The organism is Bradyrhizobium sp. 35 (assembly GCF_023073215.1).
Classification (GTDB): domain Bacteria; phylum Pseudomonadota; class Alphaproteobacteria; order Rhizobiales; family Xanthobacteraceae; genus Bradyrhizobium; species Bradyrhizobium canariense_D.
Window position 1 is genome coordinate 68,510 of sequence record NZ_JADPJC010000141.1, and the last position, 16,972, is coordinate 85,481.

Consider the following 16,972-nt stretch of genomic DNA (forward strand, 5'->3'; position numbering starts at 1 on the left):
TGGCCCAACAAGGCCCCGAGAACCGCACCGGCCGCTGCATTTGTCCCGGGAGCAAATTGGCAATGGGCCTTCGCGTGACCATCTACCACGTACCCTTGAAATGCTGCTGAAGGAGCAGGAGAGATGACTGTATGGCTACCAACCGCACCGCTAACAGCTGCAGAGCGGAAGCGCAGGCAGCGCCGGCGACAGGAGTGCGGCAGGATCGTCGTACCGGTCGAGGTCGATGAAATCCGGGTGACCGAGGCGCTGCTCTCAGAAACGCTATTGCAGAAGAGCCACGCGGAGGACCGGCAGAAGATTGGCGCTGCATTGGCCATCGTGATCGCGGCATGGCTGGATAGGACGGGCCGGAAAAACACATGAAACCGGCGTTGATTACACGTCCAACATCGTTGCGACCGTCACGGGTGACTGCATGACTGTCGCGAGTATGCGACACTCGGCAATCCCGAGAGGGCCGCAACTATGTCAGCCGCCATCACTCAGAGCCGCCAAAGATCGCCAGTAGTTTTCGCCGGACCAACGGATGCCGAGCTTTTCGGTCTGGAGATCGCTTTGGGCAAAGCGGTAGCGGGTGGGCACTCGGCTAACGTGAAATTCTACTATGACAAGATCGTCGTGCTGAAGGCTACAGGTACCCGCCGGCCCGGCACGAAACGCAGCTTCACCCGAACCGAACTAATCGAATTAAAAATCGCTCGGGCATATTTAGCCTCCCATGGTGAAAACGTCAGATATCTGATCGGGGAGCGAGCCAAGCAGATCGCGTCCGAAACGCAAAAGCGGCGTTGAGCAGCAAAGCGATGGAAAAGCCCGCCGACCTCACTGCCGAACAACTCGCTAGACCAATACGAACCGCCGACTTACCCGACCTTATGTCCGCTATTGCCCCGATCATCGCAGATTTCGTTGGCAAGGCCATCGCCCCGTTAGAGACGCGGATTCGCGAACTCGAAGCTGGCGGCGGCATCCGGTATCAGGGAAGCTGGCAAGCACCAAAGGACTACTCGCGCGGAATGATGGTGACGTTTGACGGCGGCATTTGGCATTGCAATGTGAGCACCACTCGCGACAAGCCAGGGACAAGTTCAAGCTGGACTTTAGCCCTCAAATCGAAAGCGCATTGACGTGCAAACAGCGCGGGAAGCAAAGGTAGCTGCTGCGAAATTCCTCGCATCGAAGGGCATGCTGCTGAGCGATATTGTCGAATGGGAAATCTATTTAGACGAAAACGATGATGATCGCGGCGGCAGCACCGTTTCGGCTTACTTTCTGTGGTACGGGGGCAGCCATCTTTGCTGTTTCGACTGGCCCTGGGAATCGGAAGCATTCGATGCGAAGGCATACAGACGATTCTTCTCAGCGGAGGCTCGGGTATCAGGCCAATGTCCGTTCACCCGGGGTATACCGGAAGTCATTGGCGGAGGGGCAAACCGAAGCGATTGACCCGTCCAGCGGCCAGCCTTCCGAAACATCCCTTGCTTATTCCGCTGCCGCTAGTTCGCGCCCTAGAGGCGAGGTGAACCGGACTGCCAAACTCAAGCCACGTCCGCTTCCGGGGGACTGGGAGACATTCTCCGGCCGCGCCATCAGGGCAGGTTTTGACCCAAAACGAACATTAGCCTTGGCAAGGGGATTTATTCGGCTGCTGCCAAACGGCCTACGCGCAGCTCTCCGACGGCTTGCCGGATGACGATAGCAGCACCCTGAATAGCAAGCACTGCCATGATGGCGGCCACGATCACGTCGGGCCATCCTGTGCCGGTCCCGAACACGCCAGCGGCTGCCAATAAGACCGCGAGGTTCCCAAGCACATCGTTACGGGTGCAAATCCATGCAGATCGCATGTTGGCGTCACCATGACGGTACGCCCAAAGAAGACCAAATGAAGCGGCGTTGGCAGCCAAGGCCGCAACTCCAACGGTGCCCATAGCAACTGCGCTTGGGAGCGTTCCGTGGAGCGAATGCCAAACGACTGTTGCGATGACCCATGCACCGAAGGCGGCCATTGTAGCGCCCTTCGCAAGAGCAGCAGCAGCGCGAAAGCGGAGTGCCATGCCAACTACGAGCAGGCTTATGGCATAGTTTGCAGCGTCACCTAAGAAGTCGAGCGCGTCTGCTTGTAACGACGCCGATCCAGCAGCGAGGCCCGCGACGACCTCAACCGCAAACATTGCGGCATTGATCGCGAGCACAGCCCAGAGCACCCGGCGGTAAGCGGCATCCCGCTTCTTGTTTCCGCCCAAGTTGAGGGGCGGCGGAGGACAACAGCAATCATTCATGGGCCGAAGATAAGATGAATTGAGGCCAATCGCTAGTCGAGTTCGGTCGCCTTTTGGCCCATCGCTACCGTTGAGGCGGTGCTGCTACATGTCGGCTCAGAGGGGGAGACCGGGAGTTTGCAATGGAGTGCTAGACCGACGCTTTTAACCCCTAGCTGATTTTAAGGCTCCCTCTTTGTCGCTGCCTTGAAGTAAGTGACGGTGTTAACTCAGGTGAATGCGGCCATCAGCGATCGTGATAGCGTTCGGGATGCGACGCAGACCCGCTGAAATCAGTTCCGGGACATTCCTGTTGGCCACGGCAGCCCTGCTGCTGGTGGCGCTGCTTGTCCAGCGAAGGACGGAAAAGCCCTAGAGAGCGCTGCGATGGCGATTTTGCACTTCCTCGCTGGGGCGGCCGTTCTTCTCATCTTAGCTGGCGGGATGATCTATTGCGCTCGCGCAGCTTTGCGCCCCAGAAGGAGGTGACCGGCTAGCTCACTGATTGGGTCAGCAGACTGCCGAGTGCATCGGGCTAGGTCAGTCATGCCTCGAAGCTGAAAGCCGCCCGGTCGAGGAACCGCGCAAACTTCAACGAGTCTCCTCTGCGGAGGTGGCCCATGTCCTACCCGCGTTTCTTCTCCATGATTACCGTCTCGACCGTCGTGATGTTCGGGTTGATGTACCTTAACACGTATGCCTTGGAACACGTGCGCTTCAGTGAGACGCGGGTCTATATGGCCCTGCTCATGGGAGCGGCGATGGCGATAATCATGCTCAGCTTCATGTTTGGCATGTATAGGAGCTATCGGCTGAATGCTGCCATTCTTGCCGTCGCGGCGATTGTATTCGGCGCTTCGCTTTGGCTCGTCCGCAGCCAGCAAACGATTGGGGATGTCGCCTACATGAAGGCCATGATCCCCCATCACTCGATCGCCATCATGACAAGCGAGCGGGCGCACATCAAAGACCCAGAGGTGCGGAGGCTTGCGGACGGTATTATCGATGCGCAGGTCCGGGAGATCGTCGAAATGGAACGCGACATCTTGCGACTGGAAGCCAACCCACCGGCGGCAAATGCTGTCGATCTGCCATCGTACCGTGAGCGCGTGGCCAAACCTCCTCCTGCGCAGACGGACGAGAGCACCGCCATCGACACAACCAAAATCCCACGCTGATTGCTGAGGTTCACAAATCCGGAAATGGCCCGTTCTGGACCGACTACCGGAGCGATCTTAGCTGATCCGCTTAAAGTCCCGTAAGAATGCGGGTGGCTGTTTCAGGGTTGCAGCCGTGAGAGCAGACGTTGTCGATCCTGATCGCGACGTTGCTGATCTCCGCGCATCCGTTCAAGCTCGGCTTCAGCTTTTTCCGTGTCTTGGTTCTGGCGCTTCAGCTCAATAACAAGCGCCTCTTGCTCGGCGAGGCGCCGTTCCCCTTCGACGACATCCGCCTCTATCTGCCTCAGCTCATCGTATATCGCGGTGGTGTACATCACATCCTCGCACGGCCGTGCTGCGATTGCACGTCGGAGACAAGTTTGCAGCCTCTTGCGGGTTTTTAGTCGGCTGCGCCGCGCAGAATTAACCGGAGCGCGAGGCGCATGACTTTCAACTCAGCCAACTTCTTGAACGTTCCGGCCGATGCCATTTTTTCCCGCTTTGACCAGTCGAATACGGGACAATGCCACTAGCGATGGCCGAGCAGCTTGAAAGCACCCAAGACACTTGCGTTCCGCCGAAACATTAAAACCTTATAGTCCGCTCGTTTCGAGCGAACCCTTTGCCCGTTTATCCCGTTCTCCAACTGCGGCTGCTGATGGCGCTGACCATCAGCGCGATTCCAAGCTCCTAAGCAGCGGAGGTAATCATGGGAATGCAAGATCGTGAAACGAGTAATCTGATCGGAAGTGATAAGGTTGAGGGAACGACGGTGTACGGCGCGGACCGACGTGAGGTCGGTACCATCGAACGTGTGATGATCGATAAAAGAAGCGGTCAGGTAAAATACGCCGTCTTGAGCTTCGGCGGTTTCCTGGGTATCGGCGACGACTACTATCCCTTGCCGTGGCAGTCCCTGAGATATGACGAGGGCCTTGGTGGCTATCTAACGAATATTACCGAAGACCGGCTGAAGTCCGCGCCCAAGTACAATGACGAAAGTAGCTGGAATTGGTCGGATCAGAGTGAGAGCAGAGTGAACAAGTACTACGAGAGCACCTTTATCTAATTCCCAAGGGGACCGCCCGAAAGGCGGTCCTTCTCTTTTGGCGTCACTCGGATGCGTTCCACCATGGCGTGCGCGGCCTGGAGTGCCGCATTCCAGTAGGATGGCGGTGGTATTCGCGGTGGTTGCCGATCGAAAGAGACCGCCGCTCGCCGGTACTAACACGGCGCATGTCGCGTCGCTGCGTGCGACCCGCTGCTCTGAATACAAGCGCTCGCGCAGATAGCCAAAAGCGGCGGTCTCCAGTTCCTTCAAAACGTCAGCTGTAGTTTCAGCCTCCCTCTCGAACGACGGCCCGGCTGTGTAGGTACCGACAGATATCGGCCTGCTAAGTGTCCGGTCGTGCGCGGCGTGATTCCAAACACTCGGCCAAAATTTGATCCGCAGCGAGTCTCGCACGTCGGTCGTCATGCAATTCGTCCAATTTTTTCAAGTAAGCGACTGCCGCTACTTGCAAGAGATCGAAATCATGCTCGCCGGTATCACGAAGATTGGCGACGTAGCAATAAACGGCGGAACGCCTGTGATCGTTCTCGCTGATGCCGCTGTGGAGGAGCAAGTAGTTCCGCCATGCGAACGCACACGCGCCTTCTATCGCAAGAGAAGTCATGGGCACCTCCTAAAGCCAGAGAAACACTGACGACCCGTTTCGTTCCGAGAATCTCTTGGGTGTAACGTTGTTCCGTACCTGCGCCGCAAGGTGCTTACATGCAGGGGTGTTGGTGCTCAGTCGGCGACTGTCCATAGGCGCAAATCTGAGCTGTTCGCGTCGAGTTGAGGCTGGTCGCCTTTCGAGTGGCGGGCTTGCCCGAATGGGCGTGCGGGTGCTCCCTAGAAAATGGGACGGGCGAAAGATGCGAGACTTCCGGTTCTGGCCCATCGCTACCATTGGGGCGGTGCCGCTACATGTCGGCTCAGAGCGGTAGACCGGAAGTTTTTGCAGCGGAGTGCTAGACTGACGCTTTTGACCCGCAGCAGTCGCTTGCGGTGCTCATTCACTTCGGATCAGCTCTTCGCCCATGCGGACACCCGCGCCCTTGTTCGGTCGGCTGCAATCGCAGCGTCTAAACCTTCGTATGTAGTTCTTCAGTCGGATTTGACGTGCACTGAGAAATCCAAATCGGTAAGCATGCGCTTGGGACATGTGGGCGGGTGTGGATGATCACGGCAGCACGGCAAAGCTCTGAACAGTGCCGCAAACTCGCGGCTGAATATCGAACACGCGCCAACATTGAAGGTACGACAAAGCGGGTCGCCAACCTGCTTATAAACGTGTCCAGAACCTACGCTGGCCTTGCCGCCACCCTCGATTTGCTTGAACAGGTCCAGAACGAGGAGGCACAACGGCTCTCGCACCAGCGTAGGTCAGAGTCACCGGAACCATAGGTGTGCTATTTGTTCCGCATCAGCCGGTAAGCCGCGTGGCCGCTCCGTCTATTCCAGCACATCCGCCCTCGGCCTAGGATGCACCCGCGCATCGACCAAGACCTCAGTGATAGCATCTCGGAGGCTGTCGCGATCGAGGATGCGGAGCAGCCGGTCGACGGTGGTCTCGGCATCGCAGTCGCGCGTGAGATAGTCGGCCAGCGCGATCATGGCGTCGTCATAGCTCTGCTCAATCTTCTCGGCGGGGGTCAGGCACGCCATGCTCAAGCAACTCCACGTAGTGGAAGCGCCAGTTGGACCGCAAAGGGCCGGCTAGCATTCGCTTCGATGAAGGCCCTCTGTGAGGGCCATCCTTGATGCGACCTCAGCTTGTCGCAAATAGTATTCCGCTGACGGCACGCCGCTATCTCCCAGGCCCGAATGCGGAATGACTCGCAAGAGCGGTATCCGTTCCGTATTTTGTGCAAAAAGGCACACAGCGGATTGGTTCCGCGCAGCAGAAGCCGAACTGGGCACGGCCACTTTTTGCAGCAAACCGTGAGGCAACGAATATCCGCTCGCCTCGTTGGAGGTGATCCCCAGATAGGAGATCACTATGCGCAAACTCGCCGCAGCCGCCTTGGCCTCGATCTTGTTGGCTCCGCCATTCGCCTATGCTGATCAGCCTGGGCCAGATTGGATGCCGATGGACCAGGTCATGGCGAAAGTTAAGCAATCTGGCTATTCGCAGGTCACGAAGCTGGAAGCCGATGATGGCCGATGGGAGGGTGAAGGCATCAAGGACGGCAAGAGGATGGATTTCCATGCCGATCCAAGGACTGGTCAGATCACCTCAGAAAAGCAGGACGATTGACACCGTGACAGGCCGCCAACTCACGGGGCCTTACTCTCTTCGTGCGGGCAGCACGCCAGCGGCTACGGTGGGCTCGCTTCCGGGCCTGACGTCGGCGCCGCGCTGCCCGCATGCCTTGCAGACGAAGCGCGGCTCAAGATCGCAGAGCCTGACTTCGTCTGGCCACTGGCCAGACCGTTCGCAGCGTAAGTCCGCTTGCGCGGGCCTTTGCGCATAGGCACCGCGAAATTAGGGCGGCGGAAATCAGTTCGGAACGGCGCCGAGCTACTGCTGGTCGTGGGTGTGGACAGAGGCCGCCAACCGAGGCGGCCTTAATTCATCTTATGGCGGAGTTTCTGCTGTAGCCCGCGTTGGTCGTTCGCATATTCCTCAGCGACTAGCCGAGCTTCGGCCGTGCGTCCGATTTGCTCAGCGCTTCGCGCGAGGTCGTCGTAGTTCTTGGCAACACTGCGAAGCGCATCTCGCGTTTCGGGATACTCGCAGTTGTCTGCCTTGGCGCGAAGCTCCTCCGCGCGAGCCCGCCAGTATTTCGCCGAGTGCATGCACTCGATGCCCATGGCCAATCCCCTGATATGGTCCTTCCTGGGTAACGGGTTGTAGCGGTCCCGGCCCACTGAGGCGGTCTTACTATTCGATGCGGTTTCTATGCCAGGCGTCCCTGATCTCACAGGCGAGGATTATCAATATCGTCAGCACCACGACAGGCGCGGCGAGCGTTGCCATCATCGTAAGCATCTTTGCAGCTTCCCGAGCAACAATGCTCGGAAACATGCAGACCGCCCGTTTGTTCCAAAAATGAAACCCGGCGGGCTGCTGAGGGTATGAGGCTTAGGGCGGCATGTCCGTCAGGGCCTCACCAATGAGCGAGCGGATCGGCTCCGCTCCTTTCCCGTGCGCAGACAACTTACGTTTCTCGCGGTCTAGCGGCGGCTCGCGCCGACATAGTGACGCGGCGCTCAGGCTTGTGCGCGAGATCAGCCGCGCGTTTGGCGCGTAGGCCGGCATTGCATCGCGGAAGCGCTCGCCCGCTTGCTCTCGAACCTTGTGGCGTGGTCACCGCCGGACTGCGGTCTCCACAAACTCCTGCACAGAACTTGGCACGTCATCGTACTCGACAAAACGGCGACGCAGCTCGTCGGCAATATCTACCGTCACGTCGCGCGACCAGCCCTCGGCGGTATTGAACGCGACGATCCGCACGGGATGACTAAATTGGTCTTCCAAAAGGCGGCGGAGAAGTGATGCGCGGTCACTGTCTTTTTCGTCAGCCTCGCACCAGGCGCGCCCGAAGCTGCCAAAATCGTTCAGCACAAGATAGGTGTCGTGATCGACATGCGGCACGATGGAGGGGGAGCGAGGCATACACAGCAACTCCCGTTGGAGCGAAGAGGAACCTTACCGTGTTCCGGCCACCCTGTGTAGGGGCGCATTCGGGAATTTGGAGGTATATCAAGCGGATAAGCCCCGACAGGCCCAAGCTGCTGCTCAGCGGTAATATCTTCCGGAACAAGTGTGCACTTTGTAACTTAAGCTAAGGGTTTCAGGGGAACTTCGGTGTGAAAGAGTTGCTGCCGGTCGTTCTCGTCGTCGAAGACGAGCACGCCATTCAGGGGTTCATCGAGGACGCACTCAACGAGGCCGGCTTTGGCGCCGTATCCTTGTCATCAGGCGAAGAGGCGCTGATGATACTCAGCGCCGACAAAGAGAAGTTTCGCGCTCTGCTGACAGATGTCAATCTGGCGGGTCGATTGAGCGGTTGGAAGGTCGCCAAGCGCGTGCGCGAGATCAAGCCCGACATGCCGGTGATCTACATGACGGGTGTCTCGGGCGACGAGTGGCCTTCTCACGGCGTGCCGGGCAGCATCCTTCTCACCAAACCGTTCGCACCAGTTCAGGTCGTCACCGCTGTCGCTCAGCTTCTGAACGTTGCCTCGACAAAAACATAGGCCCGTTTCAGTTGCAGCCATTCAGCCAATGGATTGGCGGCTTCTACCAAGGGACCGCTGCTTACCACTCGGTTGAGCGCGAGGATGGCGGCCCGGCTTGTGGTGGCGCTGTCACCGGCATCCGACCCTAGCCGATGCCTCCTTGAGCCGAGAAAAAGCACGCTAGTGTAGGAATCACAATGTAGCGCAATAAAGCATCAGCTCTTCGGTGAATTTCGCTTCGTGAAGTTTGTCGCGATCCAGACTCGCTCCAGCCACCGCATCGATTGCTTTAAGGGCCTTGTCGAACAGCGCGTCAGCTTTTGAGGCGTCCCAGAGGCTCTCGCAAATAGCTTCGCAGTACTTGTCCATGGCATTCGCGTTCCATTTCGGAATTGGACTGCTGTTGCCCAGCAGTCGAACCGCCAAGAGAATTTGGAATCTTGCAACCTTGTATTTGCTGTCAACCTTCTGATTGCGGAAAAGAAACTCCAGTAGGTACAGCGCGTAAGCTGAGGTGTAATAGGGATAGAGCTTGTGCTCATGAATGAAAATATCCTTGCCTACACGCTCTGAAAGACTCTTATAGCGGCGAACCGTGCTGTGAGGTTCGGCAAGAAACATCGCAGAAAAAGCCCGAACAGCATTCGTTTGAAGCACGACGCGGGTTTTCTCTATCGGCAGACCATCGTATTGGCGAGAACGTCGCTCATAGTACAGTCTCTTTCCTTCCGGAAAATTCTTGAAGAATGCTTCAAGATGTCGGGCGAATGTGGTGATAGCAAAGAACTGCTCGCTGGTGACTTCAGTCTGTTTGTTTGTTGCGTGAATAATATCCTCAATCACTTCCTCGTCCTGCGTCCAGATCAGACGCAGTGGCACGAGGACGGTTTCATCGAGATGCTCCTTATTTTCGAAAAGAACGTGGCTCGTCTGACAGCCGTTCACAATTTGAAAGTCTTCAATGACGAACTTGCTCCCAGTATGCGTCATATTCCTAGCAATGATCGTTATGCCATTGTTCATCAGCACGAAGCGTTTTCGGCGATCCGACTTAAGGGTCGCGCGAATTTCGTCATTTACGTCGTTATATCCCTGCCAGTCGCGAACATTGTCGTAGAATACGCTTCGCACGACTTCGTCATTGTCGCAGACAATCGGGAGATAGTGCAGCGCGGGTATGAAGCCGACAAACGCTTCCTTCACTCCTGGAATCTCGGGGATGTCCTGTCGGCTAGAGAATGCAAACTCTCGCGAGATGGAATTCTTCGAGAAAGTATAAAGTTTTAAGATGTCCGCCGCCCCAATGAGGTTCACGTCCACCTCACTAAAATACTCCAACGAAACAAGCTCTTGCATTACCTTCGCGGACCTAGCCGCGAGAGACGCATCGCCAACCACCTTTCCGGTGGTCACGTAATAGAGCAGGCATGCGGGATTGCCCCGCTTGAACTTGCTGCTCCGTGCATAGATTGCGCGCATGATCTCAACAAAATCCATGATGCGTGCATTACGAGGTTCTTTAGTGCTGGGATCAAAAAACTCGCCTACCCCGTAACCAAAGCTTCCCAGCTTGGCGGCCTCGAAGTTAGACCCTCGGTCCGCTTGAACGAAGATGAAGACGACGTCCAAGTAGTCAGGATTGTCGCCGAGCATATCCTCAAGCTGATCTCTGTCTGTAACGAGAATGCCATTCACGACGATTCCGATAGCGTCAATGCCTAGGTCCCCACCTGCGCCTACGACAATCTCTTTTGGGTCGAAGGTCTCCGAGTAATGACGCTTTACGACGATGAATCCACAAAGGTGCTCAAATCGCTTATCCTCCTGCAATGCTTCGATCTGGAATTCCTTGGAAAACTCGGCCAACAGACCTTCAGTGATCATATCCATGACGTGCCCCCTCCCAACGGCTGGCTTTCTTGAAGCCGATTCGGGAGCCTTCACGATGGCACAATGCAAGGTAGTAACGGGAGGATCGGGACGCTTGTCCCGGTTATTCACAGGCCGATCATTCGAATCAGGCGGTAAGCCCTTGCCCAACGGCTTGCTAACGGCATTCCTCCGCCTCTTTTCGGAACCTGTTTGCATCTATTTCTGTCATGGCAAAGCATGTAGGGCGCTGGTCAAGCACTGCCAGCTGGGGCGCGTTACTTCCAAATTTCTTCCTTTCCTAAGCACCAAAGTCCACATTTGATTCCAAGTTTTATTGATAAGTAAATCAGATGACCCAGAAGCCTTTCTCCCTCCGTCTGCCGGGACGCGGTAGCATCATCAAGGGTCAAGGAAGGCGGGGCCGCCACCTATTCAGAAGCCGCGCATGGGCGGCTTCTGAAATCCTTGGCGCAAACGGTTGGGCAATGAATTAGGCTGCGGCCCCCAACTCCGCCACGACAGACGCGGCGCCGACGATCCGCCGCAGCTCGGCTGCGATGCCGTCCAGCACCGCGCGCTTCTGGTTCATGCGCTTCGAGCGGACATAGACGCCGGTCACCCGCTGCACCCTCTCGCCATCGTCCTTGGTCACAACATGGTCGAGGCACTTGGCAATAGCCGCCTCTGAGAAGCCGAGTTCGCCAGCCAGCGTCGCAGCGGTGCGGCGCAGATCATGTGGCGAGAACGGCTTCAGGCCCAGCAACTCGCACAGGCCGGGCGTCTTGGTCTTGCCCTTGCACTTCTCGTGCTTGGTGCCGCGCAGCGCCGTCGCCATCACGGTGCGGTGGATCGGCTGCCCGGGATAAACCGGGCTCTCAAAGACGAACTGCTGATCGGTCCTTGCGAGCGCCTCCTTGACGATCTCCACCGCCAGCGGCGAGAGCGGTTGTTCAATGACCCGACGCTTCTTGACCCGCTTGGCCGGGATGCGCAACAACGGCGCGTCGCCGTCGAGATCAATCAGCTCGTCACGATTGGCGGCGACCAATTCGGCCGAGCGCAGCATGGTGACCAGCTCGAACTTGATCGCCAGCCGGGTGCGGCGATCCCACGGCAGGTTGTCGCGGTCTAGGCCATGCCAGAGCGTTCTGATCTCACCCTCGCTCAAGACCCGCTTGCGGGCGTGCTCCTTTGGCAGCTTGGGCAGGTTGAAGCAGGGGCGGCAGGTTTCGGGGACGTAGTCGCGGCCTGCCTCCGACGCCCAGCGGTACAGGCCGGATACCGCGCGGCGCGTGTGCCGGGCATTGCTGATCGAGGGCCTGCCATACTTGCCGTCGAGGATGTCGTTCGACAGCTCTGCGATATCTTGCCGCGTCACGTCGCTGGCGATCTTGTTGCCCAGCGACGGATTGACGAACCGCCGCAGGTGGCTGGCGACGTTCTCCCAGCTCTCTATGCGGGGGCGCTTTTCGCCGTCAGCCTTCTGTTCCAATTGCTGCATCCAGTCGATGCGGGCCTCAACGATCTCCGCCACCGTTCTGCCGTGCCTGCCCTTTGCGGTCTTGGTCTGACGCAGTTGCTCGACCAGTGCCGCCGGATCGAGGACCTTCAGCGCGTAGGCCTTGCTGCGGGCATCCTCGACTCCGAAGGTCTCGGGATTGTAGACGCCCAGCACCGTCGAGCGCTGCTTGCCCGTCGCGGGATCGGTGAACTTGAAATTGAAGGTCGCCACGCCAGCCGGAATGATGCTGACATAGAGTCCCCGGCACTTGCGGTCATAGACCTTGGTGCGCTCGTTGACGCGCTTCTGGCAGAGGCGGTCGGTGAGGATGGTGCTGGTGCGGCGGGGGCGCTTGGCAACTGGGGATTTTTCCCCAGTTGGTTCGATGATGTCGGTGCTGGTCATGTGCTTTGGCTCCTGCTTTTGGACTAGGGCCAGGCCCTGGATTTGATGAACCCCGCAGAAACGCCCCGCAACAAACCTAACCAAAAAGGCTTGTTTTCATAGGGTTTTCATAGTTTCGGCGTGTTTCACCGAATGCCAAAATATAGACCACACGACTTGTTCGTCCGCGCACGTCCTCGCTGGGACTTCGGGTGCTGGCGTGTGCTCACACCCGAAGCCATGCCAAGACGCTTTCGGCATCGTGTCGTAGGCACGAAAGCCATTGCTCACAGCCGAAGCCGCCCTGCAATGCCTATTATGCCCGACGCCGTCGCGTCCATCGCTGCCCAGCCCGCGGTTCGTGACGATCGCGATCCGCCCCTTGTCTCGGGCCAGGGTATGTCGCTTGTACGTCAAATCCGAATTTCGGTAAAGTGGAATATTTTACGAGGTGGGCTTGACGGGCGATGTGGCGGAAGTGGTCGTCGCTGTTTTGCCCGACGGGCACGGGCAGGCGAGGACGACGGCTTCGCCCAAAGAGTTGAGACGGCAGCTTTTGAGGACAGAGAGTAAGTCCGCCGGCGCGGTCATCATCGACGGCTTGTGCCCCTGGACGGACATTCAACGGAAACCTCGAAATTCCTCATGGAATTCTGGCCAAGCGCGTGCAGCGCGAGCCCGGAACGATTTTTACCGAAGGTTGTTAAGGCTCAAATTATCTGATGTCGCTTCTATCGTGGCATGACGCCAGCAAGGGAAGGCGCTTTCGCCCAGCTTGAGGCCCCGAGCTCTTTGTTGAAGAGTCGCGGTCGGCCTTACGTTCGGTCGAACTCTAAAAGGAAAAACGGCATGACGAAAAGCACGCTCGATCTGGCACGTGCCAGGTTAAAGGCATACGTCGATAAGGATCGGACAGCGATCGAAGCGCTTCTTGCGGACGACTATCACTTCTCAAGTCCAGTCGACAATGAGTTGGATCGTGCGACTTATCTGCGCCGTTGCTGGCCCAACAGCGAGAAGACCAATTCGTTCGATGAAGTCATCGCGACCGAGGATGGAAGCCGAGCAGTCATCGTCTATGAGGCAGCTGCCGCAGGGGGGCACAGGTTTCGTAATTGCGAGGTAACCACTGCTCGCGGAGACAAGATCGTTCGGGTGGAAGTCTACTTTGGATGGGATATGCCTCACAAAGCGCCGAAAGGCGGCTCCGTCGAAAATGACGGCGAGGGTCACGCTTAGCGGGATGCCGGTCGAGCTACGATCAACAACGCAGCTTTGGCATTTGTAGGCCCTTGGTCTCATCCCATGCGCGGTCATCCACGTCTCGACCTCGTCCGGGTTCGTCAGGATCACAGGCATCGCTTTCGCGCGGATGGCATTGCAACATGCTAGCGAAGCCGCGCGCGCATTATCACTATCACTGACGGCAGGAGGCTCAGTAAGCGAGCTTTGGGTACCAGTCGGTGCCGCGGCCTTCTGGCGTGGTATCGAGGATGGTCCAGAGCGGATCGAAGTCGGGCGCGCCGCGCGGATCCTGTTGGGGGTCGGCCATCGTGCCGCTCATCTCGCCGGACCAAAAATGTCGGATCGTGCCGTCGCGCTGTGTGAACACGCTGTAGCCGGGCACGTCGGCATCCTCGGCGCTGACATAGTCGCGCGTGTAATCGCCGGAGATGTCAGAGAAGACCTTGTGCCGCGTCCAGCCGCGCGCCTTCTTTGCCTCGATCAACCTGGCGATCGGTGACCGCGCGATGAAGACGAACCCGATACGCTGCTCGATGTCGGGTAATTTGTGCTCCCATGTGCTCATGAATGAGGTGCACATCGGGCAGGGCGTCTGCCGCTGCGGCCCGAACATGTAGCTGTAGACCGCGAGCGTCTGCTTGCCGTCGAACAAATCGGCGAAATTCACTTTGCCATTCTCGCCTTCAAACACGTAGTTTTTCTTCACCTCGCCGCCGGGCGGAAGCGCCCGGCGCAGTTCAGCGACACGCTCGATCTGACGACGCAGCTCGATCTCCTTCGTCAGGAGGTCTTGCCGGGCGCGGCGATAATCGACGCTTTCGTTGGGAAAATGAGCCTTGTTCGTACCAGCAAGCTCCGAAGCAGGCTTCAGGATGGAACTATCCATTGCATGACCTCTGGTTGGGGCCGATATCTGGGAAGACGTCCGGCGGCACCTCGTTCCGACACCTTCGCTCAACTATTTGGAAAGCGCTCGGTTGGTCCAAAAGATCCTGCTGCGGGTCGCTGCGGTGTTTCGAGCGCGCGTGGCCTCTAGGCCAAACGCCTGCTCATCAAGGTCGGTCCTTGGGTCCTTGCCCCTGAGCATAGTCGCCATGCAACCCTGACCGCCTAGCGATGCCTTCCATTGGCAAACCGGACGTGACGAACCAATCAGTCGGTGTCCTAGATCACCCCCGCCAGCCGCAACGCCACGCCCGCCGCGCAACTGCCGGCCAGCACCGTCAACATCCCCAGCTTGAACCGGAAGATCGCAGTTGCCGCCGCGATCGACAGCAGCAGCGCGGGGATGTCGATGCTGGTCAGCACCGGCATGTCGAAGTCCAGCGGAAACGCATGCACCGGCACGGTCTCGCGGAACAGCGTGTGCAGCGCGAACCAGATCGAGAGGTTGAGGATCACGCCGACGACGGCGGCGGTGATAGCGCTCAGCGCGCCCGCAAGCCCGGTGTTGCCGCGCAGCCGTTCGATGTAGGGAGCACCGACAAAGATCCAGAGGAAGCAGGGCGTGAAGGTGACCCAGGTCGCGAGCAATCCGCCGAGCGTGGCCGCAAGCATCGGCGACAGACCGCTGGCGTCGCGGTAGGCGGCCATGAAGCCCACGAACTGGAGCACCATGATCAGCGGACCCGGCGTGGTCTCGGCCATGCCGAGGCCGTCGAGCATCTCGTGCGGCTTGAGCCAGTGATAGTGCTCGACCGCCTGCTGGGCGACATAGGCCAGCACCGCATAGGCGCCGCCGAAGGTGACCAGCGCCATTTTCGAGAAGAACAGCGCGATGTGGCTGAAGACATTGTCCTGTCCAACAGCGAGCAACAGCGCGATCACCGGCACCAGCCAGAGCGCCAACCACAACGCGCCGACGCGAATAGTGCGCGCGGTGTTGGGGCGTACATGCTCGGGCACGGCGTCGCCGAGCATGCTGTCGATCACGGCGCTGCTGCCGCTAGCGCCGTGACCGGCCGGCGCGAATTCCGGACGTCCCTGTTTGGCACCGATATATCCGATGACGCCTGCGGCGATGATGATGACCGGGAAGGGGATCGCGAAGAAGAAAATCGCGACGAAGGCGATCGCGGCGAGCGCGATCATGATGCGGTTCTTCAATGCGCGCTTGCCGACTCGCACCACGGCCTCGACGACGATGGCGAGCACGGCGGCTTTCAAGCCGAAGAACAGCGCCTCGACGAAGCTGACATTGCCGTAGGCGGCGTAGACGTAGCTCAGTCCCATGATGGCGATGATGCCGGGCAGGATGAACAGCCCGCCCGCCATCAGGCCGCCGGCGGTGCGGTGCATCAGCCAGCCGACATAGGTCGCGAGTTGCTGCGCCTCCGGGCCCGGCAGCAGCATGCAGTAATTGAGCGCGTGGAGGAAACGGGCTTCCGAGATCCAGTTCTTCTCCTCGACCAGGATGCGGTGCATGACGGCGATCTGGCCCGCGGGCCCGCCAAAACTCAGGCAGGCGACGCGGAGCCAGACGCGAAAGGCTTCGCTGAAGCTGACGCCGTGACCGGCATCAGCTCCTGCTTCGATCGTGCGGGTATCCATCAAGCCTTCGCCTTGTTGGTCGGCCAGTTGTGGGTCTCGGACGTGGCGTCACGGCACCAGCGATAGAAGGCGTCGTAGAGCAGCATGCCGGCCTCGAGCTGGCCTCCGGCGCAAGGTCGGGCCGCCCGGTGTCGGCGCCGCGCACCAGTGTTGCGAGCCGGAGCAGCGCCGGCGCTGCAATCCCGAACTCCTCGATCATCACGTCGAAGGTGCAGAGCTCGCCACGGTGGCTCCAGAACACGTTCTCGATGTCGAAGGGGGCTGCCTTGAAGCGTTCGCCGACGGCGACCACTTCGGAGGGCGCCACGAACAGGAACACCGCATTGGGATCGACGAAGCGGCGGATCAGCCAGGGGCAGGCGATGCGGTCGACCTTGGGCCGCGCCCGCGTCACCCAGACGGTGCGTCCCTTGGCGTCGCGCGGCGGCAGCTTGCGGGTATCGAGCAGCGGCAGCTTTGCGTCCTTCCAGCCCTCGAAGCCGCCTTCCAGCGTCTCGGCCTGGACCCCAAGCTGCCTGAGCCAGGCCGCCGTGCCCTGCGCCAGCTTTGCGCCGCGCAGGCAGGAGACGATGGCGGTGCGGCCGGCGAATTCGGCACCCCATTCCGGAACATTGTCGTGGCTGAGCTTGATCGAACCTGGGATCAACCGCCGGTCGGCGGCAAAATCCTCGTCGGTGCGCACGTCGATCAGGGCAGGGGCGTTCGCCGTGCCGATCAACCGTGCCAATTTGTCAGATGATATCGTCGTGTAGGAAGACATGAT

18 protein-coding genes and 1 pseudogene are annotated in these 16,972 nt (G+C 58.9%); 10 read left to right on the forward strand and 9 right to left on the reverse strand.

From position 1 onward, the window contains the following. Window positions 1-123: 123 nt before the first annotated feature. The 4 genes from IVB36_RS28400 to IVB36_RS28415 all read left to right on the forward strand — a co-directional run bounded on the left by IVB36_RS28400 (window position 124) and on the right by IVB36_RS28415 (window position 1,449). Window positions 124-366, forward strand: coding sequence for a hypothetical protein (locus IVB36_RS28400; protein ID WP_247393866.1), 243 nt, complete (start codon window positions 124-126; stop codon window positions 364-366). Between the two features lie 102 nt (window positions 367-468). Next, window positions 469-795: a hypothetical protein gene (locus tag IVB36_RS28405; RefSeq protein ID WP_247393869.1), complete on the forward strand. Its 327-nt coding sequence runs from the start codon at window positions 469-471 to the stop codon at window positions 793-795. A gap of 11 nt (window positions 796-806) precedes the next feature. Next, the gene (locus tag IVB36_RS28410; RefSeq protein WP_247393872.1) at window positions 807-1,130 is read left to right on the forward strand and encodes a hypothetical protein; all 324 of its coding nucleotides are present in this window, start codon (window positions 807-809) and stop codon (window positions 1,128-1,130) included. 1 nt (window position 1,131) lies between these two features. After that, a complete protein-coding gene (locus tag IVB36_RS28415; protein ID WP_247393882.1) occupies window positions 1,132-1,449 on the forward strand; it encodes a hypothetical protein in 318 nt (105 codons plus the stop codon). Window positions 1,450-1,640: 191 nt separating this feature from the next. On the opposite strand, the gene IVB36_RS28420 is transcribed toward IVB36_RS28415, so the two are convergent. Beyond that, window positions 1,641-2,285 carry a cation transporter gene (locus IVB36_RS28420; protein WP_247393885.1) on the reverse strand — a complete coding sequence of 215 codons (645 nt, stop codon included), beginning with the start codon at window positions 2,283-2,285 and terminating at the stop codon, window positions 1,641-1,643. A gap of 599 nt (window positions 2,286-2,884) precedes the next feature. On the opposite strand from IVB36_RS28420, the gene IVB36_RS28425 reads away from it, so the two are divergent. The 3 genes from IVB36_RS28425 (at window position 2,885) to IVB36_RS28435 (ending at window position 4,493) form a co-directional block, all read left to right on the forward strand. After that, window positions 2,885-3,442 carry a DUF305 domain-containing protein gene (locus IVB36_RS28425; RefSeq protein ID WP_247393888.1) on the forward strand — a complete coding sequence of 186 codons (558 nt, stop codon included), beginning with the start codon at window positions 2,885-2,887 and terminating at the stop codon, window positions 3,440-3,442. Window positions 3,443-3,570: 128 nt separating this feature from the next. Further along, window positions 3,571-3,828 (forward strand): hypothetical protein, encoded by a 258-nt coding sequence (locus IVB36_RS28430; protein WP_247393891.1) that lies wholly within the window; start codon window positions 3,571-3,573, stop codon window positions 3,826-3,828. A gap of 305 nt (window positions 3,829-4,133) precedes the next feature. Continuing rightward, a complete protein-coding gene (locus tag IVB36_RS28435) occupies window positions 4,134-4,493 on the forward strand; it encodes a PRC-barrel domain-containing protein (protein WP_247393893.1) in 360 nt (119 codons plus the stop codon). A gap of 325 nt (window positions 4,494-4,818) precedes the next feature. On the opposite strand, the gene IVB36_RS28440 is transcribed toward IVB36_RS28435, so the two are convergent. Together IVB36_RS28440 and IVB36_RS28445 are read right to left on the reverse strand one after the other, a co-directional pair. Next, window positions 4,819-5,100 (reverse strand): hypothetical protein, encoded by a 282-nt coding sequence (locus IVB36_RS28440; protein ID WP_247393895.1) that lies wholly within the window; start codon window positions 5,098-5,100, stop codon window positions 4,819-4,821. Between the two features lie 824 nt (window positions 5,101-5,924). After that, a complete protein-coding gene (locus IVB36_RS28445) occupies window positions 5,925-6,137 on the reverse strand; it encodes a hypothetical protein (protein WP_247294908.1) in 213 nt (70 codons plus the stop codon). A 334-nt stretch (window positions 6,138-6,471) separates the two neighbouring features. On the opposite strand from IVB36_RS28445, the gene IVB36_RS28450 reads away from it, so the two are divergent. After that, on the forward strand, window positions 6,472-6,729 hold the full coding sequence (locus IVB36_RS28450) for a PepSY domain-containing protein (RefSeq protein WP_247393897.1): 258 nt from the start codon (window positions 6,472-6,474) through the stop codon (window positions 6,727-6,729). A 1,053-nt stretch (window positions 6,730-7,782) separates the two neighbouring features. On the opposite strand, the gene IVB36_RS28455 is transcribed toward IVB36_RS28450, so the two are convergent. Then, window positions 7,783-8,091 carry a hypothetical protein gene (locus IVB36_RS28455; protein WP_247298197.1) on the reverse strand — a complete coding sequence of 103 codons (309 nt, stop codon included), beginning with the start codon at window positions 8,089-8,091 and terminating at the stop codon, window positions 7,783-7,785. Between the two features lie 194 nt (window positions 8,092-8,285). Between IVB36_RS28455 and IVB36_RS28460 the strand changes: the two genes are divergently transcribed. After that, window positions 8,286-8,675, forward strand: a complete 390-nt coding sequence (locus IVB36_RS28460) for a response regulator (protein WP_247393899.1) — start codon at window positions 8,286-8,288, stop codon at window positions 8,673-8,675. A 174-nt stretch (window positions 8,676-8,849) separates the two neighbouring features. On the opposite strand, the gene IVB36_RS28465 is transcribed toward IVB36_RS28460, so the two are convergent. Beyond that, complete coding sequence (locus IVB36_RS28465) at window positions 8,850-10,547, reverse strand: AIPR family protein (protein ID WP_247393901.1); 1,698 nt, start codon at window positions 10,545-10,547, stop codon at window positions 8,850-8,852. 472 nt (window positions 10,548-11,019) lie between these two features. Further along, window positions 11,020-12,435, reverse strand: coding sequence for a site-specific integrase (locus tag IVB36_RS28470; protein WP_247393903.1), 1,416 nt, complete (start codon window positions 12,433-12,435; stop codon window positions 11,020-11,022). 828 nt (window positions 12,436-13,263) lie between these two features. On the opposite strand from IVB36_RS28470, the gene IVB36_RS28475 reads away from it, so the two are divergent. Further along, window positions 13,264-13,653 carry a nuclear transport factor 2 family protein gene (locus IVB36_RS28475; protein ID WP_039800398.1) on the forward strand — a complete coding sequence of 130 codons (390 nt, stop codon included), beginning with the start codon at window positions 13,264-13,266 and terminating at the stop codon, window positions 13,651-13,653. Between the two features lie 196 nt (window positions 13,654-13,849). On the opposite strand, the gene IVB36_RS28480 is transcribed toward IVB36_RS28475, so the two are convergent. From IVB36_RS28480 to IVB36_RS28490, 3 genes and pseudogenes are all read right to left on the reverse strand, one after another. Continuing rightward, entirely contained in the window at window positions 13,850-14,545 is a 696-nt protein-coding gene (locus IVB36_RS28480; protein ID WP_018458398.1) for a DUF899 family protein, read from the reverse strand. A gap of 278 nt (window positions 14,546-14,823) precedes the next feature. Further along, a complete protein-coding gene (gene chrA, locus IVB36_RS28485) occupies window positions 14,824-16,209 on the reverse strand; it encodes a chromate efflux transporter (protein WP_018458396.1) in 1,386 nt (461 codons plus the stop codon). Next, window positions 16,209-16,969 (reverse strand): annotated as a pseudogene (locus IVB36_RS28490) (chromate resistance protein ChrB domain-containing protein). Before IVB36_RS28490 ends, chrA begins: the two are co-directional and overlap by 1 nt. Window positions 16,970-16,972: the final 3 nt, after the last annotated feature.

What these genes read in the sequence shown, in the direction of transcription:
- IVB36_RS28400 (WP_247393866.1), top strand. Translation starts at nt 124, where the DNA reads ATGACTGTATGGCTACCAACCGCACCGCTAACAGCTGCAGAGCGGAAG.
- IVB36_RS28405 (WP_247393869.1), top strand. Translation starts at nt 469, where the DNA reads ATGTCAGCCGCCATCACTCAGAGCCGCCAAAGATCGCCAGTAGTTTTC.
- IVB36_RS28410 (WP_247393872.1), top strand. Translation starts at nt 807, where the DNA reads ATGGAAAAGCCCGCCGACCTCACTGCCGAACAACTCGCTAGACCAATA.
- IVB36_RS28420 (WP_247393885.1), bottom strand. Translation starts at nt 2,285, where the DNA reads ATGAATGATTGCTGTTGTCCTCCGCCGCCCCTCAACTTGGGCGGAAAC.
- IVB36_RS28425 (WP_247393888.1), top strand. Translation starts at nt 2,885, where the DNA reads ATGTCCTACCCGCGTTTCTTCTCCATGATTACCGTCTCGACCGTCGTG.
- IVB36_RS28435 (WP_247393893.1), top strand. Translation starts at nt 4,134, where the DNA reads ATGGGAATGCAAGATCGTGAAACGAGTAATCTGATCGGAAGTGATAAG.
- IVB36_RS28440 (WP_247393895.1), bottom strand. Translation starts at nt 5,100, where the DNA reads ATGACTTCTCTTGCGATAGAAGGCGCGTGTGCGTTCGCATGGCGGAAC.
- IVB36_RS28445 (WP_247294908.1), bottom strand. Translation starts at nt 6,137, where the DNA reads ATGGCGTGCCTGACCCCCGCCGAGAAGATTGAGCAGAGCTATGACGAC.
- IVB36_RS28450 (WP_247393897.1), top strand. Translation starts at nt 6,472, where the DNA reads ATGCGCAAACTCGCCGCAGCCGCCTTGGCCTCGATCTTGTTGGCTCCG.
- IVB36_RS28455 (WP_247298197.1), bottom strand. Translation starts at nt 8,091, where the DNA reads ATGCCTCGCTCCCCCTCCATCGTGCCGCATGTCGATCACGACACCTAT.
- IVB36_RS28465 (WP_247393901.1), bottom strand. Translation starts at nt 10,547, where the DNA reads ATGGATATGATCACTGAAGGTCTGTTGGCCGAGTTTTCCAAGGAATTC.
- IVB36_RS28470 (WP_247393903.1), bottom strand. Translation starts at nt 12,435, where the DNA reads ATGACCAGCACCGACATCATCGAACCAACTGGGGAAAAATCCCCAGTT.
- IVB36_RS28475 (WP_039800398.1), top strand. Translation starts at nt 13,264, where the DNA reads ATGACGAAAAGCACGCTCGATCTGGCACGTGCCAGGTTAAAGGCATAC.
- IVB36_RS28480 (WP_018458398.1), bottom strand. Translation starts at nt 14,545, where the DNA reads ATGGATAGTTCCATCCTGAAGCCTGCTTCGGAGCTTGCTGGTACGAAC.
- chrA (WP_018458396.1), bottom strand. Translation starts at nt 16,209, where the DNA reads ATGGATACCCGCACGATCGAAGCAGGAGCTGATGCCGGTCACGGCGTC.